The 25,786-nt window shown below is 66.2% G+C and carries 29 protein-coding genes; 17 read left to right on the forward strand and 12 right to left on the reverse strand.

The features are described from left to right. Positions 1-18: 18 nt before the first annotated feature. Complete coding sequence (locus AC3DET_RS15040) at positions 19-354, reverse strand: hypothetical protein (RefSeq protein WP_446538045.1); 336 nt, start codon at positions 352-354, stop codon at positions 19-21. Between the two features lie 165 nt (positions 355-519). On the opposite strand from AC3DET_RS15040, the gene AC3DET_RS15045 reads away from it, so the two are divergent. The 3 genes from AC3DET_RS15045 to AC3DET_RS15055 are packed head-to-tail and all read left to right on the forward strand — an operon-like array spanning position 520 to position 2,707. Next, complete coding sequence (locus tag AC3DET_RS15045; RefSeq protein ID WP_056879767.1) at positions 520-816, forward strand: NAD(P) transhydrogenase subunit alpha part 2; 297 nt, start codon at positions 520-522, stop codon at positions 814-816. Positions 817-833: 17 nt separating this feature from the next. Continuing rightward, positions 834-1,322, forward strand: a complete 489-nt coding sequence (locus AC3DET_RS15050) for a hypothetical protein (RefSeq protein ID WP_488392127.1) — start codon at positions 834-836, stop codon at positions 1,320-1,322. Further along, a complete protein-coding gene (locus AC3DET_RS15055; protein WP_337731334.1) occupies positions 1,319-2,707 on the forward strand; it encodes an NAD(P)(+) transhydrogenase (Re/Si-specific) subunit beta in 1,389 nt (462 codons plus the stop codon). The genes AC3DET_RS15050 and AC3DET_RS15055 overlap by 4 nt, the downstream gene beginning before the upstream one ends. 75 nt (positions 2,708-2,782) lie before the next feature. Here AC3DET_RS15055 and AC3DET_RS15060 read toward each other — a convergent pair whose 3' ends face one another. Beyond that, entirely contained in the window at positions 2,783-5,158 is a 2,376-nt protein-coding gene (locus AC3DET_RS15060; RefSeq protein ID WP_488392128.1) for a TonB-dependent receptor, read from the reverse strand. 208 nt (positions 5,159-5,366) lie between these two features. Here AC3DET_RS15060 and AC3DET_RS15065 point away from each other — a divergent pair, with 208 nt between their 5' ends. Beyond that, entirely contained in the window at positions 5,367-7,550 is a 2,184-nt protein-coding gene (locus AC3DET_RS15065) for an alkaline phosphatase D family protein (RefSeq protein WP_488392129.1), read from the forward strand. A gap of 10 nt (positions 7,551-7,560) precedes the next feature. On the opposite strand, the gene AC3DET_RS15070 is transcribed toward AC3DET_RS15065, so the two are convergent. Continuing rightward, the gene (locus AC3DET_RS15070) at positions 7,561-7,974 is read right to left on the reverse strand and encodes a hypothetical protein (RefSeq protein WP_488392130.1); all 414 of its coding nucleotides are present in this window, start codon (positions 7,972-7,974) and stop codon (positions 7,561-7,563) included. A 110-nt stretch (positions 7,975-8,084) separates the two neighbouring features. On the opposite strand from AC3DET_RS15070, the gene sufT reads away from it, so the two are divergent. The 7 genes from sufT to AC3DET_RS15105 all read left to right on the forward strand — a co-directional run bounded on the left by sufT (position 8,085) and on the right by AC3DET_RS15105 (position 15,632). Then, positions 8,085-8,636, forward strand: a complete 552-nt coding sequence (sufT, locus tag AC3DET_RS15075; RefSeq protein WP_192202406.1) for a putative Fe-S cluster assembly protein SufT — start codon at positions 8,085-8,087, stop codon at positions 8,634-8,636. A gap of 57 nt (positions 8,637-8,693) precedes the next feature. After that, complete coding sequence (locus AC3DET_RS15080; protein WP_488392167.1) at positions 8,694-9,791, forward strand: branched-chain amino acid aminotransferase; 1,098 nt, start codon at positions 8,694-8,696, stop codon at positions 9,789-9,791. Between the two features lie 374 nt (positions 9,792-10,165). Further along, complete coding sequence (locus AC3DET_RS15085; RefSeq protein WP_488392131.1) at positions 10,166-11,956, forward strand: S8 family peptidase; 1,791 nt, start codon at positions 10,166-10,168, stop codon at positions 11,954-11,956. 155 nt (positions 11,957-12,111) lie between these two features. Further along, positions 12,112-13,221: a hypothetical protein gene (locus tag AC3DET_RS15090; protein WP_488392132.1), complete on the forward strand. Its 1,110-nt coding sequence runs from the start codon at positions 12,112-12,114 to the stop codon at positions 13,219-13,221. After that, entirely contained in the window at positions 13,196-14,575 is a 1,380-nt protein-coding gene (locus AC3DET_RS15095; RefSeq protein ID WP_488392133.1) for a hypothetical protein, read from the forward strand. The genes AC3DET_RS15090 and AC3DET_RS15095 overlap by 26 nt, the downstream gene beginning before the upstream one ends. Positions 14,576-14,626: 51 nt before the next feature. Beyond that, complete coding sequence (locus tag AC3DET_RS15100) at positions 14,627-15,190, forward strand: hypothetical protein (protein WP_488392134.1); 564 nt, start codon at positions 14,627-14,629, stop codon at positions 15,188-15,190. 115 nt (positions 15,191-15,305) lie between these two features. Further along, entirely contained in the window at positions 15,306-15,632 is a 327-nt protein-coding gene (locus tag AC3DET_RS15105) for a hypothetical protein (protein ID WP_446538038.1), read from the forward strand. Here AC3DET_RS15105 and AC3DET_RS15110 read toward each other — a convergent pair. Then, a complete protein-coding gene (locus tag AC3DET_RS15110; protein WP_488392135.1) occupies positions 15,559-16,578 on the reverse strand; it encodes an MvdC/MvdD family ATP grasp protein in 1,020 nt (339 codons plus the stop codon). The genes AC3DET_RS15105 and AC3DET_RS15110 overlap by 74 nt on opposite strands. An 11-nt stretch (positions 16,579-16,589) precedes the next feature. After that, positions 16,590-17,894 carry a Dot/Icm T4SS effector Zinc-dependent metalloprotease LegP gene (gene legP / locus AC3DET_RS15115; RefSeq protein ID WP_488392136.1) on the reverse strand — a complete coding sequence of 435 codons (1,305 nt, stop codon included), beginning with the start codon at positions 17,892-17,894 and terminating at the stop codon, positions 16,590-16,592. A 110-nt stretch (positions 17,895-18,004) separates the two neighbouring features. Between legP and AC3DET_RS15120 the strand changes: the two genes are divergently transcribed. From AC3DET_RS15120 to AC3DET_RS15130, 3 genes are all read left to right on the forward strand, one after another. Further along, complete coding sequence (locus AC3DET_RS15120) at positions 18,005-18,715, forward strand: hypothetical protein (protein ID WP_488392137.1); 711 nt, start codon at positions 18,005-18,007, stop codon at positions 18,713-18,715. Further along, entirely contained in the window at positions 18,712-18,927 is a 216-nt protein-coding gene (locus AC3DET_RS15125) for a DUF4287 domain-containing protein (protein WP_192201847.1), read from the forward strand. Before AC3DET_RS15120 ends, AC3DET_RS15125 begins: the two co-directional genes overlap by 4 nt. A 222-nt stretch (positions 18,928-19,149) precedes the next feature. Then, positions 19,150-19,494 (forward strand): GNAT family N-acetyltransferase, encoded by a 345-nt coding sequence (locus tag AC3DET_RS15130; RefSeq protein ID WP_488392138.1) that lies wholly within the window; start codon positions 19,150-19,152, stop codon positions 19,492-19,494. A 141-nt stretch (positions 19,495-19,635) separates the two neighbouring features. Here the strand turns inward: AC3DET_RS15130 and AC3DET_RS15135 are convergent, their stop codons facing one another. The 4 genes from AC3DET_RS15135 to wrbA are packed head-to-tail and all read right to left on the reverse strand — an operon-like array spanning position 19,636 to position 21,774. Beyond that, the gene (locus AC3DET_RS15135; RefSeq protein WP_192201835.1) at positions 19,636-20,121 is read right to left on the reverse strand and encodes an asparaginase domain-containing protein; all 486 of its coding nucleotides are present in this window, start codon (positions 20,119-20,121) and stop codon (positions 19,636-19,638) included. A 20-nt stretch (positions 20,122-20,141) separates the two neighbouring features. After that, the gene (locus AC3DET_RS15140) at positions 20,142-20,846 is read right to left on the reverse strand and encodes a hypothetical protein (RefSeq protein WP_488392139.1); all 705 of its coding nucleotides are present in this window, start codon (positions 20,844-20,846) and stop codon (positions 20,142-20,144) included. After that, complete coding sequence (locus AC3DET_RS15145) at positions 20,846-21,178, reverse strand: DUF2069 domain-containing protein (RefSeq protein ID WP_446538032.1); 333 nt, start codon at positions 21,176-21,178, stop codon at positions 20,846-20,848. Before AC3DET_RS15145 ends, AC3DET_RS15140 begins: the two co-directional genes overlap by 1 nt. After that, positions 21,178-21,774, reverse strand: coding sequence for an NAD(P)H:quinone oxidoreductase (wrbA, locus tag AC3DET_RS15150; protein ID WP_337731909.1), 597 nt, complete (start codon positions 21,772-21,774; stop codon positions 21,178-21,180). Before wrbA ends, AC3DET_RS15145 begins: the two co-directional genes overlap by 1 nt. A 77-nt stretch (positions 21,775-21,851) precedes the next feature. On the opposite strand from wrbA, the gene AC3DET_RS15155 reads away from it, so the two are divergent. From AC3DET_RS15155 to AC3DET_RS15165, 3 genes are read left to right on the forward strand one after another with little or no spacing between them, the layout of a single operon-like run. Continuing rightward, positions 21,852-23,129, forward strand: coding sequence for a YihY family inner membrane protein (locus tag AC3DET_RS15155; protein WP_337731313.1), 1,278 nt, complete (start codon positions 21,852-21,854; stop codon positions 23,127-23,129). Continuing rightward, the gene (locus AC3DET_RS15160) at positions 23,126-23,698 is read left to right on the forward strand and encodes a TlpA family protein disulfide reductase (RefSeq protein WP_488392140.1); all 573 of its coding nucleotides are present in this window, start codon (positions 23,126-23,128) and stop codon (positions 23,696-23,698) included. The genes AC3DET_RS15155 and AC3DET_RS15160 overlap by 4 nt, the downstream gene beginning before the upstream one ends. Further along, the gene (locus tag AC3DET_RS15165; protein WP_488392141.1) at positions 23,698-23,964 is read left to right on the forward strand and encodes an acylphosphatase; all 267 of its coding nucleotides are present in this window, start codon (positions 23,698-23,700) and stop codon (positions 23,962-23,964) included. The genes AC3DET_RS15160 and AC3DET_RS15165 overlap by 1 nt, the downstream gene beginning before the upstream one ends. A 266-nt stretch (positions 23,965-24,230) precedes the next feature. On the opposite strand, the gene AC3DET_RS15170 is transcribed toward AC3DET_RS15165, so the two are convergent. Genes AC3DET_RS15170 through AC3DET_RS15180 form a run of 3 tightly spaced genes read right to left on the reverse strand, consistent with a single transcriptional unit; the run spans position 24,231 to position 25,780 of the window. Beyond that, a complete protein-coding gene (locus AC3DET_RS15170; protein WP_337731310.1) occupies positions 24,231-24,635 on the reverse strand; it encodes a hypothetical protein in 405 nt (134 codons plus the stop codon). Positions 24,636-24,638: 3 nt separating this feature from the next. Further along, positions 24,639-25,418 carry a polyphosphate kinase 2 gene (gene ppk2, locus AC3DET_RS15175; protein WP_446538028.1) on the reverse strand — a complete coding sequence of 260 codons (780 nt, stop codon included), beginning with the start codon at positions 25,416-25,418 and terminating at the stop codon, positions 24,639-24,641. 26 nt (positions 25,419-25,444) lie between these two features. After that, positions 25,445-25,780, reverse strand: a complete 336-nt coding sequence (locus AC3DET_RS15180) for a helix-turn-helix domain-containing protein (protein WP_142125884.1) — start codon at positions 25,778-25,780, stop codon at positions 25,445-25,447. Positions 25,781-25,786 lie beyond the last annotated feature (6 nt).

Here is a 25,786-nt window from a genome sequence, read left to right on the forward strand (position 1 = left end):
AGCGGCCAGTGGCGTGAATCAGCCGCGACGATCCAGGCGGCGGTCGATGCGGTCGCCGCGACGGTCCCACTGCGCTTCGGCGCGCTCGCCCTTGCGGTCCAGGCGGAGGTCGATACGGTCGCCACGGCGCTCCAGGTGCTTCGCGGCGCGGGGATGGCCATGGGTGTCGGCCCACTGCGCGCTGCGGTCGAAGCGCCGTTCGATGCGGTCGCCACGCGCATCCATGCGGTGCTCCGCGCGGTCGCCCTTGCGATCCAGCCGGTGGTCGATGCGGTCTCCTGCATCGCGCGCGGAGGCGACGCCGGTGGTGCCCAGCAGCAGTACGGTCAGTGCCAGCAGTGACATGCGTTTCATGGTCGGGTCCTCGGGGGTGGGTGGTGCAGGCATGGGAACGCGCTGCGCGGGGCGCGGTTGACAGGCCGGACAGTGGCACCCGCCGGGTTCAGGTGCGGTTATGATGCGGACACACCCTGCGCGCCGCGCAACGGTGTCGACAACGTGGACAGGATGGGGGAGCGGATGAGCGACGGGTTCGTGGCGCTGTACATCTTCATGCTGGCGGCCATCGCCGGGCACGTGATCATTTCGCGGGTGCCGGTGATCCTGCACACGCCGCTGATGTCCGGCTCCAACTTCATCCACGGCATCGTGCTGATCGGTGCGATGGTGGTGCTGGGCCACGCCGATACCACGCTGGAGAAGGCCATCGGTTTCATCGCCGTGCTGCTCGGCGCCGGCAATGCCGCCGGCGGCTACGTGGTCACCGAGCGCATGCTGGACATGTTCAAGAGCAGCAAGCCCGCGGGTGGCAAGTGAACAGTGGGGTACCCGTGATGCGTGCACGTCCGCGTGCCGCGGCGCGCGATGTCTTCCAGCGGCTGAGCTACCTGCAGTACCCCGCCATGCTGGCGGCGATCGCCTACGCGGTGAAGTCCGGATGGGCGGTATCGGCGACCAGGTCCACAGGCTGGTCGCCCGTCTTCGACGATTGGAACTACGTGCTGCTGTATGCGGGCATCGGCATTGGCCTGTCGTCGCTGCAGGATCCCACGCGCACCCAGAATGAGGTGTCCCGCCGGGTCTGGCAGGACCCACGCAAGGGGCGCTGGATGCTGGTGTTGCTGAGCCTCTACGCGCTCGGCGCGATGGCGATGGGGCTCGCGGGCGCCTACATGGCCGACAGCACGGGGGTGAACCAGCTGTCGCTGGGCCTGGTGGCGTTCGGCCTGGGCATGGTGGGCCTGCTGAAGACCGCCATCGAAATGCGTGAACATCATCGGCTGGACAAGCAACCCGCTTCGTCGGAAGGGAGTCGTGCATGAGTGCGTTGACGCTGGTGAAGCTGAGCTATTTCGTCGCTGCCACGCTGTTCCTGCTGGGCCTCCAGCGCATGGCCAGCCCGAAGACCGCACGCAGCGGCATCCAGTGGGCCGGCATGGGCATGCTGATCGCGACGGTTGCCACGTTCTTCCTGCCTGGCCTGCACAACATCGGCCTGATGATCGCCGCCATCGTCATCGGCGTTGGGTTGAACTGGGTGTGGGGCAAGAAGGTGGCGATCACCGACATGCCGCAGATGGTTGCGCTGTTCAATGGCATGGGCGGTGGTTCGGCCGCAGCGATCGGCGCGGTGGAACTGGTGCGCTATTCGTCCGGCGAACCGGCACCGTCCACGTTCACGCTCTCGCTCGCCGTCATCGGCGCGCTGATCGGCGCTGTCTCGCTGACCGGCTCGGTCATCGCCTGGGCCAAGCTCGACGGGCGCATGGACAAGCGCTACACGTTCCCCGGCCAGCAATGGTTCAACGCATTGGTCGCACTGGCTGCCGTGGTCTGCGGCGTGATGGCACTGACCACGCTGGCGATGCCGTGGATCGTCGCGTTCTTCGCGCTGTCGCTGGCCCTGGGCGTGCTGATGACGCTGCCCATCGGCGGCGCCGACATGCCGGTGGTGATCTCGCTGTACAACGCCTTCACCGGACTGGCGGTGGCGTTCGAAGGTTACGTGCTGGGCAACGAGGCGCTGATCATCGCCGGCACCATGGTCGGCGCGGCCGGCATGCTGCTGACGCGACTGATGGCCAAGGCGATGAACCGGAAGATCAGCAACGTGCTGTTCTCCAACTTCGGCGGCGGCAGTGCGGCGATGCAGGAAATCGGCGGCTCCATGAAGCCCATCGAGGCTGCGGATGTGGCCGCGATGATGGCTTATGCCGAGCGCGTGGTGATCGTGCCGGGCTACGGCCTGGCGGTGGCGCAGGCGCAGCACAAGATCTGGGAGCTCAGCCAGAAGCTGATGGATCGCGGTGTGAAGGTGAAGTTCGCCATCCACCCCGTCGCCGGCCGCATGCCGGGGCACATGAACGTGCTGCTGGCCGAAGCCGGCGTGCCCTACGACCTGATCGCCGACATGGACGACATCAATCCCGAGTTCGCCAATACCGACGTCTCGCTGGTGATCGGTGCCAACGACGTGGTCAACCCGGTCGCGAAGACCGACCCGGCATCACCGATCTACGGCATGCCGATCCTCGACGTGGTCAATTCGAAGAACACCATCGTCATCAAGCGCGGCAAGGGCACCGGCTTCGCCGGCATCGAGAATGCGCTGTTCTACGCCGACAACACCCGCATGCTGTACGGCGACGGTTCCGAGATGGCCAATGCGCTGGTCAGCGAACTGAAGGCGCTCGACGGCGGCCACTGACCGCACCGGTTCTCATGCGGGGCGAAGAAAAAGCCGGGCATTGCCCGGCTTTTTCATGGAGCGGAGTGCTTCGTATCAGAACCGGACCTTGGCGGTGATGCCGTACGCACGCGGCTGGCCGGCCACGAAGGTCGGCGTACCGAACTGGCGCCCCGTGTTGCCTGCGTCGATCAGGTAGTCCTTGCCGGTCAGGTTGCTGCCCCACACACCCAGGTCCCAGCGGCCATCGGCCAGCGTCACACCCATGCGCAGGTTGAGCAGGCCGTAGGCGTCCTGTTCCAGGCCGGGGGTGTTCTCGTCTTCGAAGTAGACCTTCGACTTCCAGCTGTACGACGGGCGCAGGTAGAAGCTGGCGCTGCCCATCGGCACGCGCCAGTCCATGCCGATCGCGGCGGCGTGGTCCGGTGTCAGGCGGAAGCGGTGGCCGGCGTAGCGCTGTGCGTTGCCGTCGTCGTCGCGATCGTCGAAGCGCGCATGCGTCCACGCATAGTTGGCGAACAGCACCAGGCCGTCGACCACTTCGCCGGTGATCGAGGCTTCCACGCCCTTGGCCGTGGCGTTGCCACCGTTGGTGGGGATCAGGAACGGCGTGCCGCCGCTGGGGTTTGGGATCTGCGTCTGGAAGTCGCTGTAGTCGTACCAGTAGGCGGACACGTCATAGGCCAGGCGACCGCCGGCCGTACCGCCCTTGAGGCCGATCTCGTAGCTGTTGACGATCTCGGCCGGCAGGACCTGGCTGCCCTGCGGCGTGATGTCGATGACGTTGGGCCGGCGACCACGCGACACCGTGGCGAAACCGCTCAGCGTCGACGAGAACACGTAGCGGGCGGCGACGCGGCCGACCACCGAATCGAAGTTCTCGCTGCGTTCCAGCTTGCCTGCGGTGGCGCTGTTGAGGATGTTGTTGCCCATCAGCGGGGCGGGTGCGCCCGCACCCAGGCCGTTGAACAGCGTCGGTGCGTTGCCGGCGAAGCCCTGGTAGCCCGCGGTCTGCTTCTCCCACGTGGCGCGCAGGCCGGCGCTCAGTTCAAGCGAGGGCGTGGCGCGCCAGGTGCCATCCAGAAACACGTCCCATGACGTGGTGCTGCCGTAGTTGGCGAACGCCTCACGGTGATCCGGGTTCAGCAGGGTGTGCAGTCCGCCGGGCAGGGTGTAGGCGGTCAGCGGATTGCCGTCGGGACCGAACAGCGGGATCGCCGGGAACGGAATGCCGCCGAGCAGCGCGCCGATCTGCTGCCGGAACGACGGATCCTGCGACAGCAGCGCCAGCAAGCTGCGCTCGTCGGTGGCGAACGGCACGTACTGCGAGCCGTCCTCGACGAAGTAGCTGGCGCCGAAGAAGCCGGCAAAGGTGTCGTTGTCGAAGTTGAAGCGGACTTCCTGGCTGAACTGGTCGCCCTCGGCAATTTCGGCGAACTCCATCGCCTTCAGGCGCGAGCCGTCGGCGTCGAATTCCTCGTGCGAATCGAAGCTGCGCCAGCCACCGATGGTGTCCAGCGTCCAGTTGCCGCCCAGCCAGAACGAGCCCAGCGCGGTCAGGCTGCGCACGGTGCGGTCCAGGCCAAGCTCATCGCCGCGGTTGAGTTCGGCATCCGCGTATGGACTGGTGCTGCCCTGGCGGTTCGGAATGGTGCCGCTGATGAAGGCCGTGCCTGGCGGCGTGTCCTTCTGGTAGTTGGCGATCAGGTCGATCCGGCTGGCTTCGCCGAGCAGCGCACCCAGGCTGGCGCGCAATGCGGTGGTGTCCTTGCCGTTGAGTGTGCCGCCGGCCGCGTTCTCGATGCTGCCGTCGCGTTCTTCATGGAAGACGGCCACGCGCGCCGCGAGTGCTTCCGGTGCGATCTGCGCGTTGAAGTAGCCACTGGCCAGCCGCTGGCTGTCGCTGCCGGCGCCCAGTTCGAACGCACCGCTGGTGTCGTCCTTGGCCTTGTTCTGGATGTAGTGCACCGCACCGACCTGCGCGGCGCGGCCGAACAGCGTGCCCTGCGGTCCGCGCAATACTTCGACGCGTTCCATGTCGAACAGCGCCGCCGACGCGCCGCGCGAACGGCTGATCGACACGCCGTCCTGGAACACCGAGATGCGCGGCTGCACGTTGGCTTCGCCGCTGTCGGAGGTGATGCCGCGGATCACGTAGCCGGGGTTGTTCGGGCTCTGTTCCTGCACCTGCAGGCCGGGCACGAAACCCGCCAGATCCCCCAGCGTGGTCATGCCCTGGCGGTCGAGGAAATCGCCGGAGTACGCGGTGATCGCGATCGGCACTTCCGACACCTGCTGCTCGCGCTTCTGCGCGGTGACGACGACGGTGTCCAACTGCGTGGGACTGCCGACATCGGCGTCCGGCGACTGCTGTGCGAGCGCCTGGGTGGCGGAGAGCGCGAGCGCCACGCCCAGCGCGGAAGCGAGGGCGTGACGGACGGGGCGATGCGCGGGGCGGGGAGTCGGCGTCATGGTGGACCGTGGCGTGAGGGAAAGGGCGGCACGCCGCGCCTTGCGTGCGCAGCGGTATGGCGACACAGGCTGACCTGTTCATGTTGCTGCGCCATGACGGTGCCGTTGCCACATCACCGCAATGTGCGGCGGCGATCCTCCGCGGCTTCGCGTTGCGAGCCGCGGCCTGTGGATGGCGTTGCTCCCGCCTCTTCTGTGGAGTGCTGCCTTGGCCGTATCCGATCCGTCGTCTGCGCGCACGTCGCGCCGTGCCTTCCTCAAGCTGTCGTTTGCTGCGGCGACGCTGCCGTTCGCCAGCCGCTGGTTTCCTGCGCATGCGCAGGTGCCGAGCATGTCGCGCGCGGACTTCCCGCAGTCCGTCGCTTCCGGCGATCCGCGTCCCGACCGCGTACTGCTGTGGACGCGCGCACCCGACGTCGACGGGCGCGATGTCGTCGTGCGCCTGCAGGTCGCCGACGATGCGGCATTCTCGCAGTTGCGTGTCGAGCGCGAACTGACGGCACACGCCAGCCACGATCACTGCCTGCGCGTGCGCGTTGACGGCCTGCTGCCCGGACACCGTTACCACTACCGTTTCCTGCGGCAGCGCGAAGGCGCGTGGGTCTCGTCACCGGTCGGACGCACGCGCACCGCGCCCGCGGCAGATGAGCCTACGCCGCGGCTGCGTTTCGCCTTCATGAGCTGCCAGGACTACGGCGGTCGCTGGTACAACAGTCTGGTGCCGTTGCTGCGGGAGGACCTCGACTTCGTGCTGCACCTGGGCGACTTCATCTACGAATCGGTGGGCGACACGAGTTTCCAGCGCGCCGACGGCGCACGCGGCATCGTGTTCGACGACATGGCCGGCGCGTTGCGCGTCGGGGCTGCGGACAGTGGCTATCTCGCCGCCTCCAGCCTGGACAACTATCGCCAGCTGCATCGCGAATACCGCACGGACACCGCGCTGCAGGCCTTGCTGGAGCGCGCGCCGCTGGTCGCCATCTGGGACGACCACGAATTCAGCGACGACTGCTGGCAGGACCATGCCACGTACGAAGACGGACGCCGCGAGGAAGGTGATGTGCGTCGTCGCCGTAACGCTGAGCGCGCCTACTTCGAGTACATGCCGGTCGATGTGGCCGTCGGCGAGGTGGAGGCCACCGGTGCACACACCGTGGACGACGACCGCCTGCACCCGAATGGGCAGCTGTGGCGCCGACTGGACTATGGGCGCGACGTCAGCCTGTTGCTGCTGGACTACCGCAGCCACCGTCCGGACCATCCCCTTCCGGAGGATGCGTTCCCCGGCGCGCTGGCCTACGACGAAGCTGCGCTGCGCCGGCTGGCGCCCGCTCTCGGCATGGACTGGTCGGCCTTGTCGACGGCACTGATGCCTTACCTCGATCTCGGCGACGAGCACTGGGAGCCCCTGCGCAGACCACTGCGGCGTGCGTTGGCGAAGGCGTACATCGACGCGGGCGTGGACAAGCGGGACGCCACGGCACGCGCCACCGCCTTGTCCACGCAGCCGATGGCGGTCTACGTGATCCGCGATGTGCTGACGCGTTACAACGCGGCAGTGCCAGGCTTCATGGAAGTCGATCTTCCGCCGGACGCCCATGACGAGTATCTGCGTGGCTTGCCGTGGCTGGCCTTCGGCAAAAGCGCGCTCTTCAGCCACCTGGGCAGCCGCTACATGGTGGTGAAGGACAGCTACGACCTGCTGCTGGCGTTGCGTCGGGCGGACGGGTCGTTGCCGTCCGCGCTGGGCGATGCGCAGCAGGCGTGGCTGGCCGCGCAACTGGCCGACGCGCCGACGCGCTCATTCTTCGTGGCCAGCTCGGTGTCGATGACGCCGATGGTGCTCGACCTGTCCAATCCCGTGCTCGATGCGCCGCCACTGCTGCGCCGGAAGTTCTACCTCAACGTCGACCAGTGGGACGGCTTCGGATTGCAGCGCGATGCGCTGGTCGCGGCGCTGGACCGCACGGCCGGCGCGGTGGTGCTGTCGGGCGACATCCATGCCAGTTTCGCCACGCAGCATTCGGCAAGCACGGTGGAATTCACCGCGCCCGCGATCTCGTCATCCACGCTCTCGGCCATCATGGCGGATGCGGCGAAGGCGGATCCCGCCACCGCATCTGCGGGTGAACGGCTCGTCGCCGGCCTGGATGCCCTGCTGGCGGCGGGCGAGCCGCGCATCCGGCATGCGCAGACGCGCCGCCACGGCGTCGGTCTGTTCCAGCGCGATGCCGGGGGCGACTGCGAGGTGCAGTTCCTGCTGCTGCCGTCGGACCTGTGCAGCCAGCGGCTTTACGACGACACGGCGCAGATCGATGCCGCACTCGTGCGCGAGCGGTTCGACCTGGTGACCGGGGCTACCGGTGAGCGGGTTCTGAAGAAGCGGACCTGACGCCGCGGCGTCAGCGCGTCCACCACGCCGCCAGCAGAGGCGCCGCCACCAGCGCCACCACGTCCAGCGGCGTCGTGGTGAGGGAGATCAGTGTCCAGCCGTGGTGCGCACCCAGCCGGAGTGCGGATTCCCACGGGGTCAGCCCGAACGCAAAGCCGAGCTGGGTCGCGGGCAGGGCCCACAGCGCCAGCGCCGAGATGATCACCGTGACCACTGCGGCCAGCACTGCGCGGCGCGTGCCGGCGGCCATCCCGCCCAGGCGCAGCACCAGCACCACGTCCAGGGCGACCAGCAGGGCCATCCAGCCTGTCTGGCGCTGCAGGTAGAGCGCCAGCGCCACCCAGATCACCAGCACGCAGGCACTGGCCACGACGAGCATCACGGGGAGCAACCAACGGGGGATGCGACGCGGGGCAGGGGGCATGGAGACTCCGGAAGGGCCGCCAAGGATACGGCCTGGACGCAGCCGCAGGGGTGCGGGGGCTACAATAGGACGCCTTGCAGCGCCCCACGCGCGCCCCCATCTGGTCCGGCATGTACTCCCGCAGCAGCGAACCCGTCCAATTCTCCCGCGATTGCGCCGCCGTCCTGGTGCCGCAAGGGGAGCTCGTCACCCTGCCGGCCGGCAGCTACGGCTACATCACCCAGGCGCTGGGCGGCAGCTATACCGTTTTCGTGGAAGGCAACCTGTTCCGCATTGCCGGCAAGGATGCGGATGCCATCGGCAAGGAGCCCACCGAGCCGCTGTCGCTGCCCGACAACGCCAGCGACGAAGAGGTCGAGGCGCTGGTGTGGAACCAGCTGCGCACCTGCTTCGACCCCGAGATCCCGTTCAATATCGTCGACCTGGGCCTGGTGTACGAAGCCAACCTCAGCAAGCGCGACGACGGCCAGCGCGACGTGGAGGTCAAGATGACGCTGACCGCCCCCGGCTGCGGTATGGGCGAGATCCTGGTGGATGACGTGCGCAGCAAGCTGGAGATGATCCCCACCGTCGCCGACGCCGATGTCGAACTGGTCTTCGACCCGCCGTGGGGCCGCCACATGATGTCCGATGCCGCCAAGCTCGAGACCGGCATGCTCTGAGTCCCGCGCGACTCCCACCCGTTACGCAGAACCGTCAGGAAGGAAGAGATGAACGTCATGAACGCCACCCCGTTGACCTACCGCGTGAACGCCGCCGCGAACGCCAAGTCGTCCGTCGAGCGCGACGCCATCCTCGCCAACCCGGGATTCGGCCTGCATTTCACCGACCACATGGTCGCCATCACGTGGGACAGGGCGCATGGCTGGCATGACGCCGAAGTGCGTGCCTACGGTCCGCTGTCGTTGGATCCGGCCGCCTCGGTGCTGCATTACGGGCAGGAGATCTTCGAAGGCATCAAGGCCTACCGGCATGCCGATGGCTCCATCTGGACCTTCCGCCCCGACGCCAATGGCGCGCGCCTGCAGCGTTCGGCGGCGCGCCTGGCATTGCCCCAGTTGCCGGTGTCCGAGTTCGTGGAGTCGCTGCGCCAGCTGGTCGCGGTCGATCACGCGTGGGTGCCGTCGGCGCCGGAGACGAGCCTGTACTTCCGTCCCTTCATGATCGCCACCGAAGCCTTCCTCGGCGTGCGCGCGGCGCAGGAAGCCGGCTACTACGTCATTGCCAGCCCGGCCGGCGCGTACTTCGCCAAGGGCGTGGCGCCGGTATCCATCTGGCTTTCCGAGGACTATGCGCGCGCCGCCAAGGGCGGCACCGGGGCCGCGAAGTGCGGTGGCAACTATGCCGCGTCGCTGCTGCCGCAGCAGGAAGCCCAGGCGCAGGGCTGTTCGCAGGTGCTGTTCCTCGATCCGGTCGAGGGCAAGTACCTGGAAGAACTCGGCGGCATGAACGTGTTCCTGGTGTACAAGGATGGCCGCATCGTCACCCCGGAACTCTCCGGCAGCATCCTGGAGGGCATCACCCGCTCCAGCATCCTGCAGATCGCGCGCGACCGCGGCCATGCGGTGGAAGAGCGCAAGGTCTCCATCGATGAATGGAAGCAGGGCGTGGCATCGGGCGACATCAGTGAAGTGTTCGCCTGCGGCACCGCCGCCGTCATCACGCCGATCGGCCAGTTGAAGGGCAAGGATTTCGCCGTGGGCGACATCGGTGCGCCAGCAGGTGAGGTGACGATGGGCATCCGCAAGGAACTGACCGACATCCAGTACGGGCGCCTTCCGGATCGCCATGGCTGGCTGGTCAAGCTGCGCGACTGATCCTCGCCGCCCGGTCGATGAAAAGCCCGCTGAAAAGCGGGCTTTTTTGCGTAGGGAGACCGCGCTCGTGCGAATAAAAAATTCGCGCGCCATCACGCCTCCACCACGTAAATGAATCTACGCGTCGCTGTCCACCGGTGACTTCGCTACACGCGTGTAGCCCAACGATTACGTTTGCAACATGCTGTCGCGAAGTGTGTCTTTCATCGCTGATTCATCGGGTCGCGCTCCGCTAGTTTCTGGATGCACCACGCACTGCGTGGTCGTGTACCCGGTCGAACGCAACCGCCCGTCCACCCCCTCCCGTGCCAGCCATGCGCCCCCGACCGGGCTTTTGCCGCATTCGCGGCTTTCAACCTTTGAGGGAGAGTCTGATGTCTGCAATTGCAAAGCGTGGTTCGTGCCTCCGCCTCCTGTGCCTGTCGTCGGCCGTGATCGCCTCGTTGTATGCGTTGCCTGCGATGGCGGGGCGTGTGGACATGAGCGGTCTGCAAGTGGAAGAACCCGGCGGCTACGATCGTTTCATCGTGAAATACCGCGATGGCAGCGCCGAAAGCGGTGATGCATCGCAGTTGCAGCGCTCGCTGAGCACGGCCGCCAGCACCGGCGTGGCCAAGCGCGGTGGCCGTGCGCTGGGCCTGCAGAAGCTGCGCCGCCTGGCAGCGGGCGGTGCGGACGTCGTGCGCGCCGACCGCAAGCTGGACCGGGTGGAGGCCGAATCGCTGATGCGCCAGCTGGCGGCCGACCCGAACGTGGAATACGTCGAAGTCGACCAGCGCATGTACGCATTGCTGACACCGAACGACACGCGCTTCTCCGAGCAGTGGGGCTTCGGCACCACCACCTCGGGCATCAACGTGCGGCCTGCCTGGGACAAGTCCACCGGTGCGGGCGTGGTGGTCGCGGTCATCGACACCGGCATCACCAATCACGCCGACCTCAACGCGAACATCCTGCCGGGCTACGATTTCATCAGCGACACCTTCGTGTCGCGCGATGGCAACGGCCGCGATTCCAACCCGAACGACGAAGGCGATTGGAATCCCGTCGCAGGCGAGTGCTATGCCGGCTCGCCGGTCACCAACTCCAGCTGGCACGGCACCCACGTGGCCGGCACGGTGGCGGCGGTGACGAACAACGCCACCGGCGTGGCCGGCACCGCGTTCGGTGCCAAGGTGGTGCCGGTGCGCGTGCTGGGCCGCTGCGGTGGCCTGACCTCCGACATCGCCGACGCCATCACCTGGGCCTCGGGCGGCACGGTCAGCGGCATTCCCGCCAACGCCAATCCCGCTGAAGTGATCAACATGTCCCTGGGTGGCGGCGGTACCTGTTCGGCCACGTACCAGAACGCCATCAACGGCGCCGTCGGCCGTGGCACCACGGTGGTGGTGGCGGCGGGCAACAGCAACACCAACGTGTCCAGTGCCGTGCCGGCGAACTGCCCGAACGTGGTCGCCGTGGCGGCGACGACGTCGGCCGGATCGCGTGCCAGCTTCTCCAACTACGGCACCGGCATCGACATCTCCGCGCCCGGGCAGAGCATCCTGTCCACGCTCAACACCGGCACCACCACCGCCGGCAGTGCCAGCTACGCCTCGTACAACGGCACGTCGATGGCTGCGCCGCACGTGGCGGGCGTGGTGGCGCTGATGCAGGCCGCCGCGCCTTCACCGCTCACGCCGGCGCAGGTGGAAAGCATGTTGAAGAGCACGGCGCGCGCACTGCCGGGCACATGCTCGGGCGGTTGCGGTGCGGGCATCGCCAACGCCGATGGCGCGGTGGTGGCGGCGCAGGGCGGCACGCCGCCGGGCGGCGGCACGCAGACCTATACCAACACCACCGACTACAACATCCCGGACAACAACAACACCGGTGTCAGCAGCAGCATCGCGGTATCGGGCCGCACCGGCAACGCGCCCAGCAATGCCCAGGTCGCCGTAAACATCGTGCACACGTACAAGGGTGACCTGATCGTCGACCTGATCGCGCCGGACGGGTCGGTCTACAACGTGCACAACCGCAGTGGTGGTAGCGCCGACAACATCGTCACCACGTACACGGTGAACCTGTCCAGCGAAGCGCTCAACGGCAACTGGAGTCTGCGTGCGCGTGATCGCGCGAGCGTGGACACGGGTTACATCAACAGCTGGAGCATCACCTTCTGAGGATTGCCCCCGAGGGGAGCACAGGGAGGTGCAGGAAGAACCCCGGCTTTGGCCGGGGTTCTTTTTTTATGTGAGAAGACATTCAGAAGGCGCCATGTGTGTGAGAGCGGACATGTGCTTTCATCGAGAAATTGGTGTATCTAGGAAGCTCGGCAATGAACTCAGAGCATTTCCGAAAAAAGCCAGTACGGGAGTTTCGCTCGACAGGAGGTTGTAGCGTGTTACTCAAGTTCTTCGCCGTATTGACAGGTTTGGCTCTAGTGCTGCCAATAGCAGCCTGCAGGTCCTCGGGGGCGTCTGGTTCTGAATCTTCAGAAGAGCTGACGGATTTCCGTTTAGGTGCATCGGAGGCTGGGAGCGCCGAACGTCGTAGATCCACCGGCTTCGCCATGGAAGTCGGAGCGGACTGCAACGGTAGCGCGATGGGCGCCCCGCCACTTGAGGACGCGGCATGTGACGGGATGTTGCCGGAGCATCTGGTCTCGTTTCTCAGAAACTTGCCTGACAGCCATCCTTTCCTGGATGCGTCCGAGCGAGAGCTGATCGTAAGGTCCCGGCAGAGCTTTAAGGCGGTCAACGGGCTAGGTCGGCGCGCCGACGTGGTCGCGGTAATTAACCACTACAGTCTTTTCTGGATCCGTTCTTTTGAGGGCCCGGATCCGGAGGTCACCGTGTATATGGTGTACGGTCCCGATTGCGATGACTCCTTGCCTTCGGCAACAGGTTCCATCGAGCGTAGATGCCGTTCCGGCAATGCGTACTCTCGCGACTTTACCTTGTACCGAGTAAGGAAGGGTGGGCGCCCGGAAGATGTGACGCGTGCACTAGCGCCGCCGCCGCCGCGTCTGACCAAGGAAGAGCGGCGCCGATATGGCGTCTACCTGCAGCCGAAAAGTGAAGCGAGTGACGCGGATATCAAGTTGGATGTGAGTCGACTTGTCTACGTTCCCGTGCTTCGTTGGGTATTGCGCCCGGTTCAGGAGGGCGACTATGAGCCACCTGGCATGCCCGCATCGGATCCGCGAGCATTCGTGGATTACTACTGGGGAAACAGAAACGTCGCCCACTTCGGTTTCCTAGTGTGGAACGGAAGGCGCTTGGAGTTGCGCGAGACCCTATCGGAAGAACTCTGGCCGTGTCGCACGAGTGGATCGGTCTTGTCCATCTGCGACACCGGGTATGACAGTCTCGCGGACCGCTATCTCAGCCATGCCGCTATCCAACGGCCAGGAGGGCCACATGACGAATCCCCATCCCACCAATGAGACGGACATCGACATCCGCGCGGCAGCGGATAGGGTAGTCGAGCACTTCCAGCAAAGGCGGTATGCGGACGCATTTCGAGCACTTGAGCAGGAACGCACCGGTGAGCGGCTGGTGGTGCAGGAGGCGTTGGATCGCTACGTCGCAGTGGGCGCACGATCTGAACTGGATCGGGCAGTTCGATTTTGGGCGCAAGAATCGACCCCGGCGCTTGAACGCCTGCAACAGGCAACTCGTCCGCCTCGCATGCCCGAGTACAACGGCAGGGATGCGAATGCGCCCAATGAACTGGTTGGCCTGACGCTGGAACAGAAGTACGACATTTACGCCAGCATCGTGGAAGCGCGCGGGAGCCAAGCCGGATTCGACGCTTTGCGTAACGAAGAGAGCGTGATTCTTGGGCTGCGAAAGGAAACATCTACTGTGGAGTCCATCGACGATCCGCGCATTCCCGGTGTCCATGACGGAGAGTTGCGGCGGGGTACGGGTGTGTATGACGACCATATCGTGGTGCTGCGGAAGGACGTGGATGGGAGTCGCCATTGGTTCATGGCCGATCGCGCCAGCACAGAGCCCACTGCACAGTACGATGCACATGCGCGCCCTGTGCAAGGTCGAGAAGACACTGCCTACGCCGATGTCCAGTGGCGACGACCGCAGGGAGAGCGAGCCGATGGCGACGCGATTCCAGACCTGGGGCGGATGGCGGAAGGCTCCTTTGAGATGCTGAGGGCCACGCACCCCGCCAGGGGAAATCCCAATGACTTTTCACTTAGGCCAACGCCTGAGCAAGCAAGAGAACCCCGAAACACAGGTCTCGTCCAGCGCGATACCAATGGTGACGGGTGGTTCACCCAGAATGACATCGACGGCGTTCAACAGCTGAACAATTCTTTCAAGATCCATGCAGGATCGCTCTACAACACGGACTCGGCCGGCTGCCAGACAATCCATCCCGGGGAGTACGACCGATTCATTGCTGCCGTTCAAGGAAACCGTCAACAGACCCGCTGGCAATACGTGCTCACGTCGACGGAGGGAGGCCTGTTTCATGACGTGAACCGGGGCGATGAGCAGGGGCAGGAGCCACGGCAACTTCCACCCCACCAGAGGCCTGATGCGCCCGCTGACGACCGGCAGGACCGACAAAGGCATGAACTGGGTACCAGTGACTCCTCGGTAGATCGCTACCTCGCCGCCGCACTGTCCGGCGATAGTGCGGCCGCTGATCGAGCGGCAACCGCGTTCGCACGCTCCGCCGAAGGCCGGCACATGGAAGCACAGGGAGACCAATGGCTTTCCCAGCACCAGGCCGCCGAGCAGGCCCAGGCACAGGACCGGCAGATGGCGCGCTAGCTGAGCATCTGAAGAGCCCATCCACACGGAAGTCGAGAAGGAGGAGGTGTCATGGACGACGTCAATACGGTGCCGGCTGCCGCCACACCATCGGATGCCATCAAGGCGCTGATGCTGCTGCGTGCCGAAATGGTCCAGCGTGAGGCGCGCATGAGCGCGACGATCAATGAACACGTGCAGTTGCTGCGGCAGGAAGCAGGCCGGTTCCATCGCGATGTCGCTGCTGTCGTCGAGGACGCAGGCACGCGGATTGCGCGGGATGCCCGTGAAGCGGTTTCTCCCGTTGCCGCCGAGTACGGCCATGCCGTATCCGCCACGTCCGCGCAGCTGCGCAGCGTTGGCAGAACGGTGTGGCTGTGGCTTGCCGCCATCGGCACCACCCTCTTGCTGGTGCTGTTGGTGGCCTGGACGGTGCTGGGCTACTACCGCCGCGAACTGTCCGCCACGAAAGAGGAACTCCAGCGCTATGAAGACGCCGTGCCGGTCGTGCAGGCCTTCTATGCCTCGGATGCGGTGATCTGCGGGGGTGTGGTCTGCACCAACGCCAATCCGGACGGGCCGCGTGCCGGCGACAAGGGGCAGTACCGGGCGGCGAAGCTCAGGTCGCAGCCCTAGGCAGGGAATCCGGCGATGCACCGTCCACCATCGTCGGATTGGACGTGCCGTCGCCGCCCGACGGATGGCAAGCGGTGCCGGCGCGGACTGCCGGCATTTCCTTATACTCGGCCCCATGAGCATCTGGCTGGACATCGCAAGCATGGACGGGGCCGAGCTGCCGCAGGGCGGGGCGTTGCGCATCGAGGTGCGCGATGCGTCCTGGGCCGATGCGCCCGCGCGTGTACTGCATCGCCTGGAAACCCAGGTGCCGCTGCACGCCTCGCTGTTCCCCGTGGAGCTGCGACTGGACACGTTGCCGGCCGACGCCATCGTCTGGGTCCATCTCGATGCGGACGGCGATGGCAGGGTGTCGGCCGGCGACTACATCACGACGCAATCGTATCCGCTGACATCGCGAACGTCCGGGCGGATGCGCGTGGAACTGCGTCGGATCGGATAGCCGGACGTCCGGCGAGCCAGTCGGCGATGGCCGAGGCGATGGGAAGGCCCGTACGATCCTCGATGAAAAGAAATTCGCCCGCCGTGTTCACTTCGAAGAAGTAGTACTCGCCCTCCGGCGTACGCCGCAGGTCGATCGCACCGTACGTCAGCCCCAGCCGTTCCATCAGTGCCATCAGGCGCGCCTGCATGTCGGCGGGCAGGACCTCGGCCGTGATTGTCGCCTCCCCCACATTGCGGCGGAAATCGATGGAGCCGGCGCGCGGTGTCCATGCGATGGACGCAGCGAAGAGGGCGCCATCCACCGCCGTGACGCGCAGGTCGGCCTGGGCACGGACGTACTCCTGGAAGATCACCGGGGCCACGCGGACCGTATCCAGCTGCGCATGGTCCGCAGGCTGCAGCAGGCGGGTTTCGCGCCAGATCGCATGGGTGCACGAGAACGTCTTGTAGATGACGTCCAGCGGCGCGAGTTCGCTGATGAAGCTGCGCGCCTCGTCGGGGTCGGAGGTGATCAGCGTGCGGGGCGTGCGCAAGCCCACTTCGGCCGCCACGCGCAACTGGCGTGCCTTGCGCGAGGCGGCATCGTCGCGATTGGGGTCGTTCATCCAGCGCGCGTCCAGCATCAGCTGCCAGAGGCCGTTGAGCCCCTCGTTCCACTCATTGGCCGTGAACAGGTGGGTCTGCGGATCGCTCACGTCCGACAGGTCCGGCGCCTGTGGCCGGCGCCACCACACGGCGCTGGCCTGGTCCAGCCGGTGCACCTGGCCATCGTCGCTGCGATAGCGGATACGCGGGCGCGGCCCGTGCCGATAGTCCACCGTCAGCGTCGCGCGACGGGGGAGCTGGGCCAGGTCCAGCAACAGCACGGGTTCTCCGCGCTCTTCCAGGCAACGGACCACGCGCATGGCATGCGCGTCGTCCGGGTGGGAGATCACCACGATCATGGGGCTCTCCTTCAGCCTGCCGCGCCGTCTTCCTGGCGCAGCAACTGCTCCAGGAGTGCGCGTGTCTGGTCGTACTGCGCCTGCAGGGAGCCGCGCGCGGCATCCAGCCGGCCGAGTTCGTCGGCCAGTTGCTGGAGATGACCGTCCAGCTCTGCGGCCGTGCCCGCCGTGCCAGTGGCGGTACCGTCCTGATGCGGCGTGACCACGGCGAACGGCGCCGCGCCCCCGAGCGAAGGATTGAGCTGCGGATTGACCGAGATCTGCGGCAGGCCGGGCGTGAGTACGTTTTCGGCCAGGGTGGGGCCGGGATCGAAGATGCCTTCCTTGATCGTGTCGCGGATCTGCTCCTTCAGCGTGTCCGTGATCAGTTCCTTGCGCGTATCGAGCCGCACATCCTTGATCTGCTCCTTGCGCGTATCGAAGATCTGCTCCTTGCGGGTATCGGCGATGTTGTCCTTGATCTGCTCCTTGATGGTGACGGCCGGGCAGCGCGAGTTGACCGCCGCGATGTCGCCTGCCGACAGTCCGTTGCGCTGGCCGATCGTCGTGCCCGGCGGCACCGTGCCGATGGGCGTGATGGTGTTGCTGCCGTCGGTGGAGAACGCATTCAACGGGTAATGCATGATCGAGCCGTAGTCGTACGGTCCGATGTCATCGCCATCGGTGATGTGCTGGTTGAAGTTGTGCTCGAAACCCGGCTGGATCCTGTCCCAGTTGATGCGGACGAACATGTCGCGATCCTCGCGGCTCTGTTCGTGCCACAGCCCCACCACGTGGCCGATCTCGTGGATGGTGTTGCCCAGCGTGCAACCCGCCGCGAGGTTGACGAACTGCTGGCCGCCGCGCCGTCCGACCTGCGCGGAACATCCCGAGCCCGTGCGGAAGGTCACGAAGTCGGCTTCGGTGGTCCTGGCGACGAAGCGGAAGCGGGTGTTGGCTTCCCAGTGCGCGATGGCGTCGGTGACCCGCTGCTGGTTGGGCAGCGCCGGGTCGATGGTGAAGGGCACCCGGCAGTTCGGCCACTGGAACTGCGCGCCGGAAATCATCACCGCGTGCACGACGCCCGCCGCGCTTTCCTCGCGCAGCATGTCCGACATGCGTTCGACTTCTTCCACGGTGCCCAGGACGATGTCGCCCTCGAACATCGCCATGCCGTCCACCTCCACGTACTGCACCGGCCTGACGCCGAAGGTGTCGCCACGGATCAGTGCGGTGCGTACGGGTCCTGCGCCCCTGAACTCGCCCGTCCTGCCGTTGCCGCCATCATTGGATCCGCGGCCTGCGCTACGCGATGCCGGGGTCTTCTTGGTTGCCATGTCCAGATCTCCTATCGGGTGAACTGCCTTCGCCGTGGATGGGCGAGCGTGGCGGCGCGTGCGTCCGGGGGAGGACTGCGCCGCAGCTGCAGCAGGGAGGAGCGCGCGCGATGCGTGTATTGCGCGGCGCGCTCCGGTCACGCGCCTACGTGTCGCGTCCGGATCACGTGCTGGCGATCGTGTACCGCCCTGCTTCAACGGGAACAACGCGCAGGTCCGTGGGCAAGGGCCAGCGGTCGCATACCGCTCGTCAGCGCATCAAGGAGAATCAGCTACATTCATTTACATGGATGCGCGCACGCAGCGCCACATCATGCGCAGGCGCACGCGCGCATGCAGTGGGCGCGGTGGATGAACGCGCTGCGCCAGGCAGCTTGGAAACAGTTCGCCGCCGCGTGCTTGAAAACCTCGACCGGATCCCGGATGCCGCGGAAACAGGGCTCAGGAAAGTGTGGGCAGAGTACGTTTTCCTGTCACGCTTCCGGTCGCCGCAGGAAATCTTCCTCGCCGCCGAGTCTTTGAACCTCGCTTCCGCGCCTCGATGGTTCAACGCCAAGGCGAAGAGCCTCGTGCCCGGACCGGAATGCGTCGACGGCAGGAGAATTTCCTCGTCGGCTCACCTGAAAGCATCTCGATGCCAAGGAAAACTTCCCTGTCAGCTCACCTTGAAGGTTCGCGACCAGGGAGATCCTCCTTGCCGGCAGCCCGAGCGGAGCCGGCGGTGTCGATCCGCTGCCTACTCCTTCGTCGGTGAGGCAGGGGCAGATCATGGCAGCCAGCGTGGCGGCCACTGCCTCATTCCATTGAGGAGCGATGCATGACGACGAACGAGAAGGTGAAAGGCCCGGCTTCCTACTTCCCCTCGATAGAGAAGCAGTACGGCAAGCCGGTGGAACACTGGTTCAAGGTCCTGGACGCCGTCAGCGACCGCAAGCACATGGAGCAGGTGGCCCTGCTGAAGACGGAGCACAAGATGGGTCACGGGCATGCGAATGCGCTGGTGGCGTATCACAAGGCGAAGCGTGGGGGTTAGGGGGGGCGACGCCCGTCACGCGTGTGGTGACATTCGCGGCAGAACACTGCGCTCACCCCAACCTATGGCCTTGGTCGCGCGGATCCGCTTGGAGAAGGTATTCTGGCGCCCGTTTCCGGACCCCTGTTTCCCCCTTGCCCTGGCCGCGAGGCGGCGCGACTTGACTCAGGTGTCCGGCCATAGCAGACAAGTAGAGAACCATTGAAAGCAAACGATCTCCAAATGAAAACAGACTGGCGCTTCGAAGAGAGCGAGCAGCGGCGGCACTATGTCATTGAGCCGTGGCTCGATGGTCGCCGGGTAGGTCGTGCTCATGGCTGGTTCGAGCCCGGAGAGAGCTTTGTGCTGGAGAAGATCGAGATTGATTCACGGCAGCGCTCACGTGGCTATGGAAGTACGGTGATCGAGCAGCTGCGACAGAAGGCGCGTGACAAGGGGTGCCGTGAGCTTGTGATCAACAATGTGCGTTCCAGCAACTTCAGGGCTATCGCGCTCTATGAGGCCATGGGCGCAAAGGCCGTCCCGTTGTCGGCCAGCCTCTGCGCCTTTGTCATCTCTCCGCCGTAGGCCTGACCCTTCGAAACAGGGGTCAGAGTGGGTTTTCCGATCGGGTCGTAAGAGTCGGAGAACAATGCCCTCTCCCGTGAAAGCACAAGGCCCGCATCAGCGGGCCTTGTTGTTACCGAAGCATCCACCAGCCTGTCGGTATCAAACCGCCTCGAACCGATTCGCCGCCACGTTCTTCCGCACCTTGGCCGGATCCCAGATCCGCCCGTTCATCGCGATGTACACCCCCGCCGGCAGGGACTGCACCGCACCGATCGCGCAGCCGATGTTGAACTCCGCGTCCGAGCCGCGGAAGCGGGCCGGGCTGAGGGCGCCGGTCATCACGATGGTCTTGTCCGGGATGGAGGCCAGCACATGGCCCGTCTGCACCATGCTGTCGGTGCCGTGGGTCACCAGCACGTGCTTGGTCGGCTGCGCGGCGATGGTCGCGCGGATCAGCTCGCGGTCCTCGTCGGTGATGTGCAGCGAATCCTTGCGCAGGATCGGGATGACCGTGAAACGGAACGTCACCCCCAGCTCGCGCAGGATCATGCCGATCTGCGGATCGCCAATCTGGTAGTCGGACTTGTCGTCGAAGTAGATCTTGTCGATCGTGCCACCGGTGGTGACGATCAGCAGCTCGTCCATCTCTATGCTCCTGCCAGCGCTCACGGCGCGCCTGGCGTTGTATCCGGGGATGTCAGGTCGTACGGCTCGCCGTAGTGCCGGCAGATCGCTTCCAGCGCGGGCGACGGCGGCGCGACGATCACGCGATTATCGCCGCTTTGCCGGGTGAACGTGCATTGCACGCTGGTGACGTTGCCGTCGTCGTCGCCACCGGCATCCACCTGCACCATCAGGTCCATGCTGTCGTAGTCGAGCGGCCCGGCGCGTGGTGTCTCCAGGCGCCACAGGTGGAATTCCCAGCTGCAGCAACTGCTGCGCCCGGATTCCACCAGCCAGCCATCGATGACCTGCAACTCGTAATAGCCGCCGCTGAAGAAGTGGCGCAGCGTCCGCGTGGCCGGATCGATCCGGTACACGTCGCCCTCGCAGTTCGGCCCGGCGCCGCACATGCCGCGGACTTCCACCTCGTGCATCCCGTCCCCGTCCAGGTCCACCAGGCCGGCATGGCCCATGGGCGTCTCGGTGACGTCCTGCTCGACCTGCAGGCGGTCGCACACGAGGCCGTCGGCACACGTCAGCTCGGCGACGTAGCGGCGCGTGGCGGGAGTGGAACACTCGGCGCGCAGCGACAACGTACTGCCGTCGCGGTTCTCCACGCGTGCCGGATCGCCCGCCTCGCAGAGGGCGTCCTGCGCCCATGCACTGGGCGCCAGCAGGCACAGCAGCAGCGTAGCAACGAAACGCATCACGCCTTCCTGCCGAACCGCTTGGCGAAGGCGGGCCAGCTCGTGGCCAGCACGATGCCGATGGACAGCACGATGCCGACCCAGGCGAACTTCGCCTTCACCGGATCGGCCCACGCCACCATCACCGCGTGCGAGAACCAGAACAGCGCGAAGACGCCCGCCCAGAACGCGGCCGTGCGCCGACGCGCCATCACGCCGATCATCAGCAGGATCGGCGGCAGGGCGAACACCAGCAGTGCCAGCGTGTACTGGCGGTCGCCGTAGAACCACACCGCGTAGAGGACGGCCAGCAATTGCAGCAACGCGGCCAGCAGCAGGCGCGAACGGTCCATCAGCGTGTCTCCAGGCGGCGGGCGATGTCGGCCACGCGGCGCCCCAATGCACGTGCGAGCGCCGCCTCCTCTTCGCTGGGATGCGGATCGTCATCGCCACCGGCTACGTGGCTTGCGCCATAGGGCGTGCCCCCCGTGCGCGTGCTGCTGAGCTGCGGTTCGGTGAACGGAATGCCCACGATCACGCACCCGTGATGCAACAGGGGCACCTGCATCGACAGCAGGGTCGACTCCTGTCCGCCGTGCTGGGTGGCGGTGGAGGTGAACACGCCCGCGGGCTTGCCCACCAGCGTGCCGCTGGCCCACTCCGCGCCCAGACCGTCGATGAAGTGCTTCACCGGCGCGGCCATGTTGCCGAAGCGGGTGGGGCTGCCCAGCACCAGGCCCGCGCATTCGGCCAGGTCCTGCCGGTCCACGTAGGGCGCGCCCTCCTCGGGTACCGGCGGTGCGGCCTGCTGCGTCACGGCGGCCACGGGCGGCACGGTGCGCAGGCGCGCGGACATGCCGTCCACTTCGCCCACGCCGCGCGCGATCTGCCGCGCCAGCCGCGCCACGGACCCGCCGCGGCTGTAGTAGAGCACCAGGATCTCGGGCATCGGACCGTCTTCGTCACCGGGAAAGTGCCTAGTATCGGCGATGTCGCGTCCATGACGCATCGGTTACCCTTCCGCCCATGGAGCCATTGGACTCGTTGAACCGCTGGACAGAGCGCATGCGCGACCGCGCACGCATGGGCACGTTCTTCCGTTTCCTGGCCAAGCGCTTCCTCGATGACCGCCTGTTCCAGGCCGCCGGTTCGCTGGCCTACACCACCTTGTTCGCGCTGGTGCCGCTGGCCATGGTGGTGTTCGGCGTGCTGTCCGCGTTCCCGGTGTTCCAGGAGTGGAGCGCGCAGCTGCGCGACTACATCTTCGCCAACTTCCTGCCGGGCGCGGCGGTCAGCCTGAAGGAGAAGCTGGACGGCTTTCTCGCCAACACCGGCAAGCTGACCGCGGTGGGCGTGATCGCCCTGGTGGCGTCGCTGCTGATCACGCTCAACAGCATCGAGGCCACGTTCAACCGCATCTGGCGCGTGCGCAGCGCGCGGCCGAAGCTGTCGCGCTTCCTGGTGTACTGGACCGTGCTGACGCTGGGTGCACTGATGGCCGCCGCATCGCTGGCGTTGTCCGCGCGGTTCTACGCATTGCCGGTGTTCGCGACCAGTGGCGGGCGTTGGTTGCAGACGCTGTCGCTCAGCGTGGCGCCGGTATTGATCGAACTGGCGGCGATCGTGGTGATCTACCGCGTGGTGCCGCACCGGACCATCAAGTGGCGCTATGCGATGGCGGGTGCCTTGTTGGCGACCGTGTTGCTGGAACTGGCGAAGTGGGGGTTGGGCGCCTACCTGGGCAGCTTCAACACCTACCAGAAGATCTACGGCGCGGTCGCGGCAGCGCCGATCCTGCTGCTGTGGATCTACCTGTGCTGGATCGCCGTGCTGCTGGGCGCTTCGCTGGCATCGGGCATGGCGGCGTTCCGCTACCAGCCCGCCGCGTTGCGGTTGCCGCTGGGCTACGAACTCTACGGCCTGTTGCGCATGCTGGGGCGCTTCGCCCAGGCCCGCGGGAAGGGGCGGGGGCTGCACAGCGACCAGATCCTGGCGATGGAGCCGATGCTGACCGATTCGCTGATCCAGCAGATGCTGGGGCAGCTGTCCGAGATCAACCTGCTGCGCCGCGACGAGGAAGGCGAGTGGTTGCTGGCACGCGACCTGGACGACCTGACCCTGTGCGATCTGTACGAAGCCTGCCAGTTGCGCGTGCCGGTGGCCGAGGCGCACCTGCCGTTCCATGACGATGCGCTCGGCCGTGCCGCCCGCATGGCGTTGGATGACCTGCGCGTACCGCTGCGTGAACTGCTCAAGAAGCGCGTCAGCGACCTGTTCACCGAATCCCACCAGGAGCCTGCATGAAGTCTGTTTCCTCCCTGTCGCTGGCCATCGTGCTGTCATTGGCGGCGTGCAATGCCGGCTCGGCTCCTCCCGAAGCGGCGGAACCGGCAATCGAGGCGCACGTGCAGGACGTCGATCCGGCCGCGGAAAAGCCTGCAGACCGCACCGTCGACATCCCGGTGTTGCAGGTGAAGACGCTTGATGGCGCCGACTACGCCCTGGCCTCGCACCGCGGCAAGTGGGTGGTGGTGAACTTCTGGGCGACGTGGTGCGCGCCCTGCCTGAAGGAAATGCCCGACCTGTCGGCGCTGGACAAGGACAACGACCACATCGAGGTGATCGGGCTGGCGTACGAAGAGATCGAAGCCGACGAGCTGAAGGCGTTTCTCGTTGAACGGCCGGTGGTGTATCCCATCGCCATCCTCGACGTGTACAACCCGCCGGCGGATTTCGCCACGCCCCGCGGCCTGCCGCTGACCTACCTGATTGCGCCGGACGGCAAGGTCGCCAAGCAGTTCCTGGGTCCGGTCACCGGCAAGGAAATCGAGGCTGCCATCGCCGCGGCCGGCGGTCCCGCAGCGAAGGCGTGATGGCGACCGCCCGCTTTCTGGTCAGCGGCAAGGTGCAGGGGGTGTTCTTCCGTGCATCGACCCGGGAGCGCGCGCTCGATCTGGGACTGGCCGGTCGCGCCACCAACCTTCCCGATGGTCGCGTGGAAGTGATCGCCCAGGGCGATGCGACGGCACTCGATGCGCTGGAGGCGTGGCTTCACCAGGGGCCACCTGCCGCGCGCGTTGACTCGGTCGTGCGCGATGCGTGGACGGGATGGGTGAACGACGGCTTCGTCACGGGCTGACCGGACCGAACCGGGGCGGGCGGAACGAAGTCAGCAGGCAGGCGTGCCCTTTGGATGCCGTTCGTGGTGAGCTTGTCGAACCACGCTTTTCGCGGCAAAGCGGGGTTGTCTTGACCTGCGGATTCAACGCAAAGAGCGTGGTTCGACAGGCTCACCACGAACGGGATCTGTGACGGGCTCACCATGAGCAGGGTCCACGACAAGCCCACCACGGACGGTGTCTAGGACAGGCTCGCTGCGAGCGGGGTCACTGAATCAGCGATTGCCTAGGGCTGGTCGCCCGCGTTGTGCAGGCGCAGGGCACGCGCGGCCTGCTGTTCGTCCAGTGGCGGTGGCCGCGCAGTCGCCGGTTGCTCCGGTTCCTTCCAGCCGGGGATTTTGCGCGCGCCCTTCTGGACCTGCTGCGCGGCCAACCCGACCAGCACGGGCACGATGCCGCCGTTCTTGCCGAGCTGCTCGAGGCTGGCCGGTTCCTTCCAGCGGCGGCTGAACACCGTGGGTGCGACGTCGACGGGATTCTCGAAGCGGTAGAGATCCACCACCTCTTCCGGATCCGGCCTGACGGTCAGGGTTTCCAGCGTGGTCGCGGAGGTGTCGTCCGTCGTAGCAGCCTGCTGCGCCATCGCATGCGACGACGCCAGCCACAGGGCGGCCATCAGGAGTGCCCGCATGCATCAGCCGCCGCGCTGCGGCTTGATCGGTTTCAGCACGGTGTAGCGTTCCTTGTGCAGCTTGCCTTTCAGCGGCGGCAGACCCAGCGGCTCCAGTGGCACCTGCGTGTCGGGCAGGCGATCCAGCAGGTCGCGGATCAGCGTGAGCCGCCCGGTGCGCTGGTCGTTGAAGTCGACCAGTGTCCACGGCGCATGCTTCGTGTGCGTCGCCTTGAGCATCGTTTCGCGCGCGGCGGTGTAGTCGGTGTACTTCTCGCGCGCCTTCAGGTCGATCGGCGACAGCTTCCAGCTCTTCAGCGGCTCGTCGGCGCGTTCGGCGAAGCGCTCTTCCTGCTGCGCCTGGTCCACGCACAGCCAGTACTTGAACAGCAGGATGCCGTCGTCGGTGATGCCCTTCTCGAACACCGGCGCCTGCGCGAGGAATCGCGCATGTTGTTCGTCCGTGCAGTAGCCCATCACCTTCTCCACGCCGGCGCGGTTGTACCAGCTGCGATCGAACAGCACGATCTCGCCGGCGGCCGGCAGGTGCGTGATGTAGCGCTGGAAGTACCACTGCGTGGCTTCGCGTTCGCTCGGTTTCGGCAGTGCCACCACGCGGCATTGGCGCGGGTTGAGGTGCTCGGTGATCGCACCGATGGCGCCGCCCTTGCCGGCGGTATCGCGGCCTTCCATCACCACCACGATGCGGGCGCCGCAGTGCGACGCCCAGCGTGCCATCGCCGCCAGTTCGAGCTGCAATGGTGTGAGCCGGGCTTCGTAGTCCTTGCGTTTGAGGGTCTTCATCGCGTGTCCTGTGCGGTGCGGAGGATTCAGCGTTTGCGGCGGGCATGGCCTGCCATGCCGCGCGCGACTTCCAACAGGGCGCCTTGCTGGCGCGTGTTGAGGGCGCGGTAGGCGGCCAGCAGGTCGTGCTCGCCCCGTGTGCGCGCGGGATCCAGCGTCGTCGCCAGTTCCGACAGCAGCGCGCCTGCGGGGACGCCGAAGGCACGCGCCAGGGCGGCGAGCTGGTCGCCGCCGGGCAGCTTCTCGCCGGCCAGCCAGGATTTCACCGTAGTCACGCCGGCACGCGGGATGGCGGCGGCGAGATCGGCGGCGGTCAGGCCGCTGGCCTTGGTCAGCAGGCGCAGGGTGGCATCGAGCGACATGGCGGG

Source organism: Pseudoxanthomonas sp. 97-1-1 (assembly GCF_057773125.1).

Excerpts from the sequence above, each read along its gene's own strand:
- AC3DET_RS15040 (WP_446538045.1), bottom strand. The coding sequence starts at position 354 with ATGAAACGCATGTCACTGCTGGCACTGACCGTACTGCTGCTGGGCACC.
- AC3DET_RS15045 (WP_056879767.1), top strand. The coding sequence starts at position 520 with ATGAGCGACGGGTTCGTGGCGCTGTACATCTTCATGCTGGCGGCCATC.
- AC3DET_RS15050 (WP_488392127.1), top strand. The coding sequence starts at position 834 with ATGCGTGCACGTCCGCGTGCCGCGGCGCGCGATGTCTTCCAGCGGCTG.
- AC3DET_RS15055 (WP_337731334.1), top strand. The coding sequence starts at position 1,319 with ATGAGTGCGTTGACGCTGGTGAAGCTGAGCTATTTCGTCGCTGCCACG.
- AC3DET_RS15060 (WP_488392128.1), bottom strand. The coding sequence starts at position 5,158 with ATGACGCCGACTCCCCGCCCCGCGCATCGCCCCGTCCGTCACGCCCTC.
- AC3DET_RS15070 (WP_488392130.1), bottom strand. The coding sequence starts at position 7,974 with ATGCCCCCTGCCCCGCGTCGCATCCCCCGTTGGTTGCTCCCCGTGATG.
- sufT (WP_192202406.1), top strand. The coding sequence starts at position 8,085 with ATGTACTCCCGCAGCAGCGAACCCGTCCAATTCTCCCGCGATTGCGCC.
- AC3DET_RS15080 (WP_488392167.1), top strand. The coding sequence starts at position 8,694 with ATGAACGCCACCCCGTTGACCTACCGCGTGAACGCCGCCGCGAACGCC.
- AC3DET_RS15085 (WP_488392131.1), top strand. The coding sequence starts at position 10,166 with ATGTCTGCAATTGCAAAGCGTGGTTCGTGCCTCCGCCTCCTGTGCCTG.
- AC3DET_RS15090 (WP_488392132.1), top strand. The coding sequence starts at position 12,112 with ATGAACTCAGAGCATTTCCGAAAAAAGCCAGTACGGGAGTTTCGCTCG.
- AC3DET_RS15095 (WP_488392133.1), top strand. The coding sequence starts at position 13,196 with ATGACGAATCCCCATCCCACCAATGAGACGGACATCGACATCCGCGCG.
- AC3DET_RS15100 (WP_488392134.1), top strand. The coding sequence starts at position 14,627 with ATGGACGACGTCAATACGGTGCCGGCTGCCGCCACACCATCGGATGCC.
- AC3DET_RS15105 (WP_446538038.1), top strand. The coding sequence starts at position 15,306 with ATGAGCATCTGGCTGGACATCGCAAGCATGGACGGGGCCGAGCTGCCG.
- AC3DET_RS15110 (WP_488392135.1), bottom strand. The coding sequence starts at position 16,578 with ATGATCGTGGTGATCTCCCACCCGGACGACGCGCATGCCATGCGCGTG.
- legP (WP_488392136.1), bottom strand. The coding sequence starts at position 17,894 with ATGGCAACCAAGAAGACCCCGGCATCGCGTAGCGCAGGCCGCGGATCC.
- AC3DET_RS15120 (WP_488392137.1), top strand. The coding sequence starts at position 18,005 with ATGCGTGTATTGCGCGGCGCGCTCCGGTCACGCGCCTACGTGTCGCGT.
- AC3DET_RS15125 (WP_192201847.1), top strand. The coding sequence starts at position 18,712 with ATGACGACGAACGAGAAGGTGAAAGGCCCGGCTTCCTACTTCCCCTCG.
- AC3DET_RS15130 (WP_488392138.1), top strand. The coding sequence starts at position 19,150 with ATGAAAACAGACTGGCGCTTCGAAGAGAGCGAGCAGCGGCGGCACTAT.
- AC3DET_RS15135 (WP_192201835.1), bottom strand. The coding sequence starts at position 20,121 with ATGGACGAGCTGCTGATCGTCACCACCGGTGGCACGATCGACAAGATC.
- AC3DET_RS15140 (WP_488392139.1), bottom strand. The coding sequence starts at position 20,846 with ATGCGTTTCGTTGCTACGCTGCTGCTGTGCCTGCTGGCGCCCAGTGCA.
- AC3DET_RS15145 (WP_446538032.1), bottom strand. The coding sequence starts at position 21,178 with ATGGACCGTTCGCGCCTGCTGCTGGCCGCGTTGCTGCAATTGCTGGCC.
- wrbA (WP_337731909.1), bottom strand. The coding sequence starts at position 21,774 with ATGCCCGAGATCCTGGTGCTCTACTACAGCCGCGGCGGGTCCGTGGCG.
- AC3DET_RS15155 (WP_337731313.1), top strand. The coding sequence starts at position 21,852 with ATGGAGCCATTGGACTCGTTGAACCGCTGGACAGAGCGCATGCGCGAC.
- AC3DET_RS15160 (WP_488392140.1), top strand. The coding sequence starts at position 23,126 with ATGAAGTCTGTTTCCTCCCTGTCGCTGGCCATCGTGCTGTCATTGGCG.
- AC3DET_RS15165 (WP_488392141.1), top strand. The coding sequence starts at position 23,698 with ATGGCGACCGCCCGCTTTCTGGTCAGCGGCAAGGTGCAGGGGGTGTTC.
- AC3DET_RS15170 (WP_337731310.1), bottom strand. The coding sequence starts at position 24,635 with ATGCGGGCACTCCTGATGGCCGCCCTGTGGCTGGCGTCGTCGCATGCG.
- ppk2 (WP_446538028.1), bottom strand. The coding sequence starts at position 25,418 with ATGAAGACCCTCAAACGCAAGGACTACGAAGCCCGGCTCACACCATTG.
- AC3DET_RS15180 (WP_142125884.1), bottom strand. The coding sequence starts at position 25,780 with ATGTCGCTCGATGCCACCCTGCGCCTGCTGACCAAGGCCAGCGGCCTG.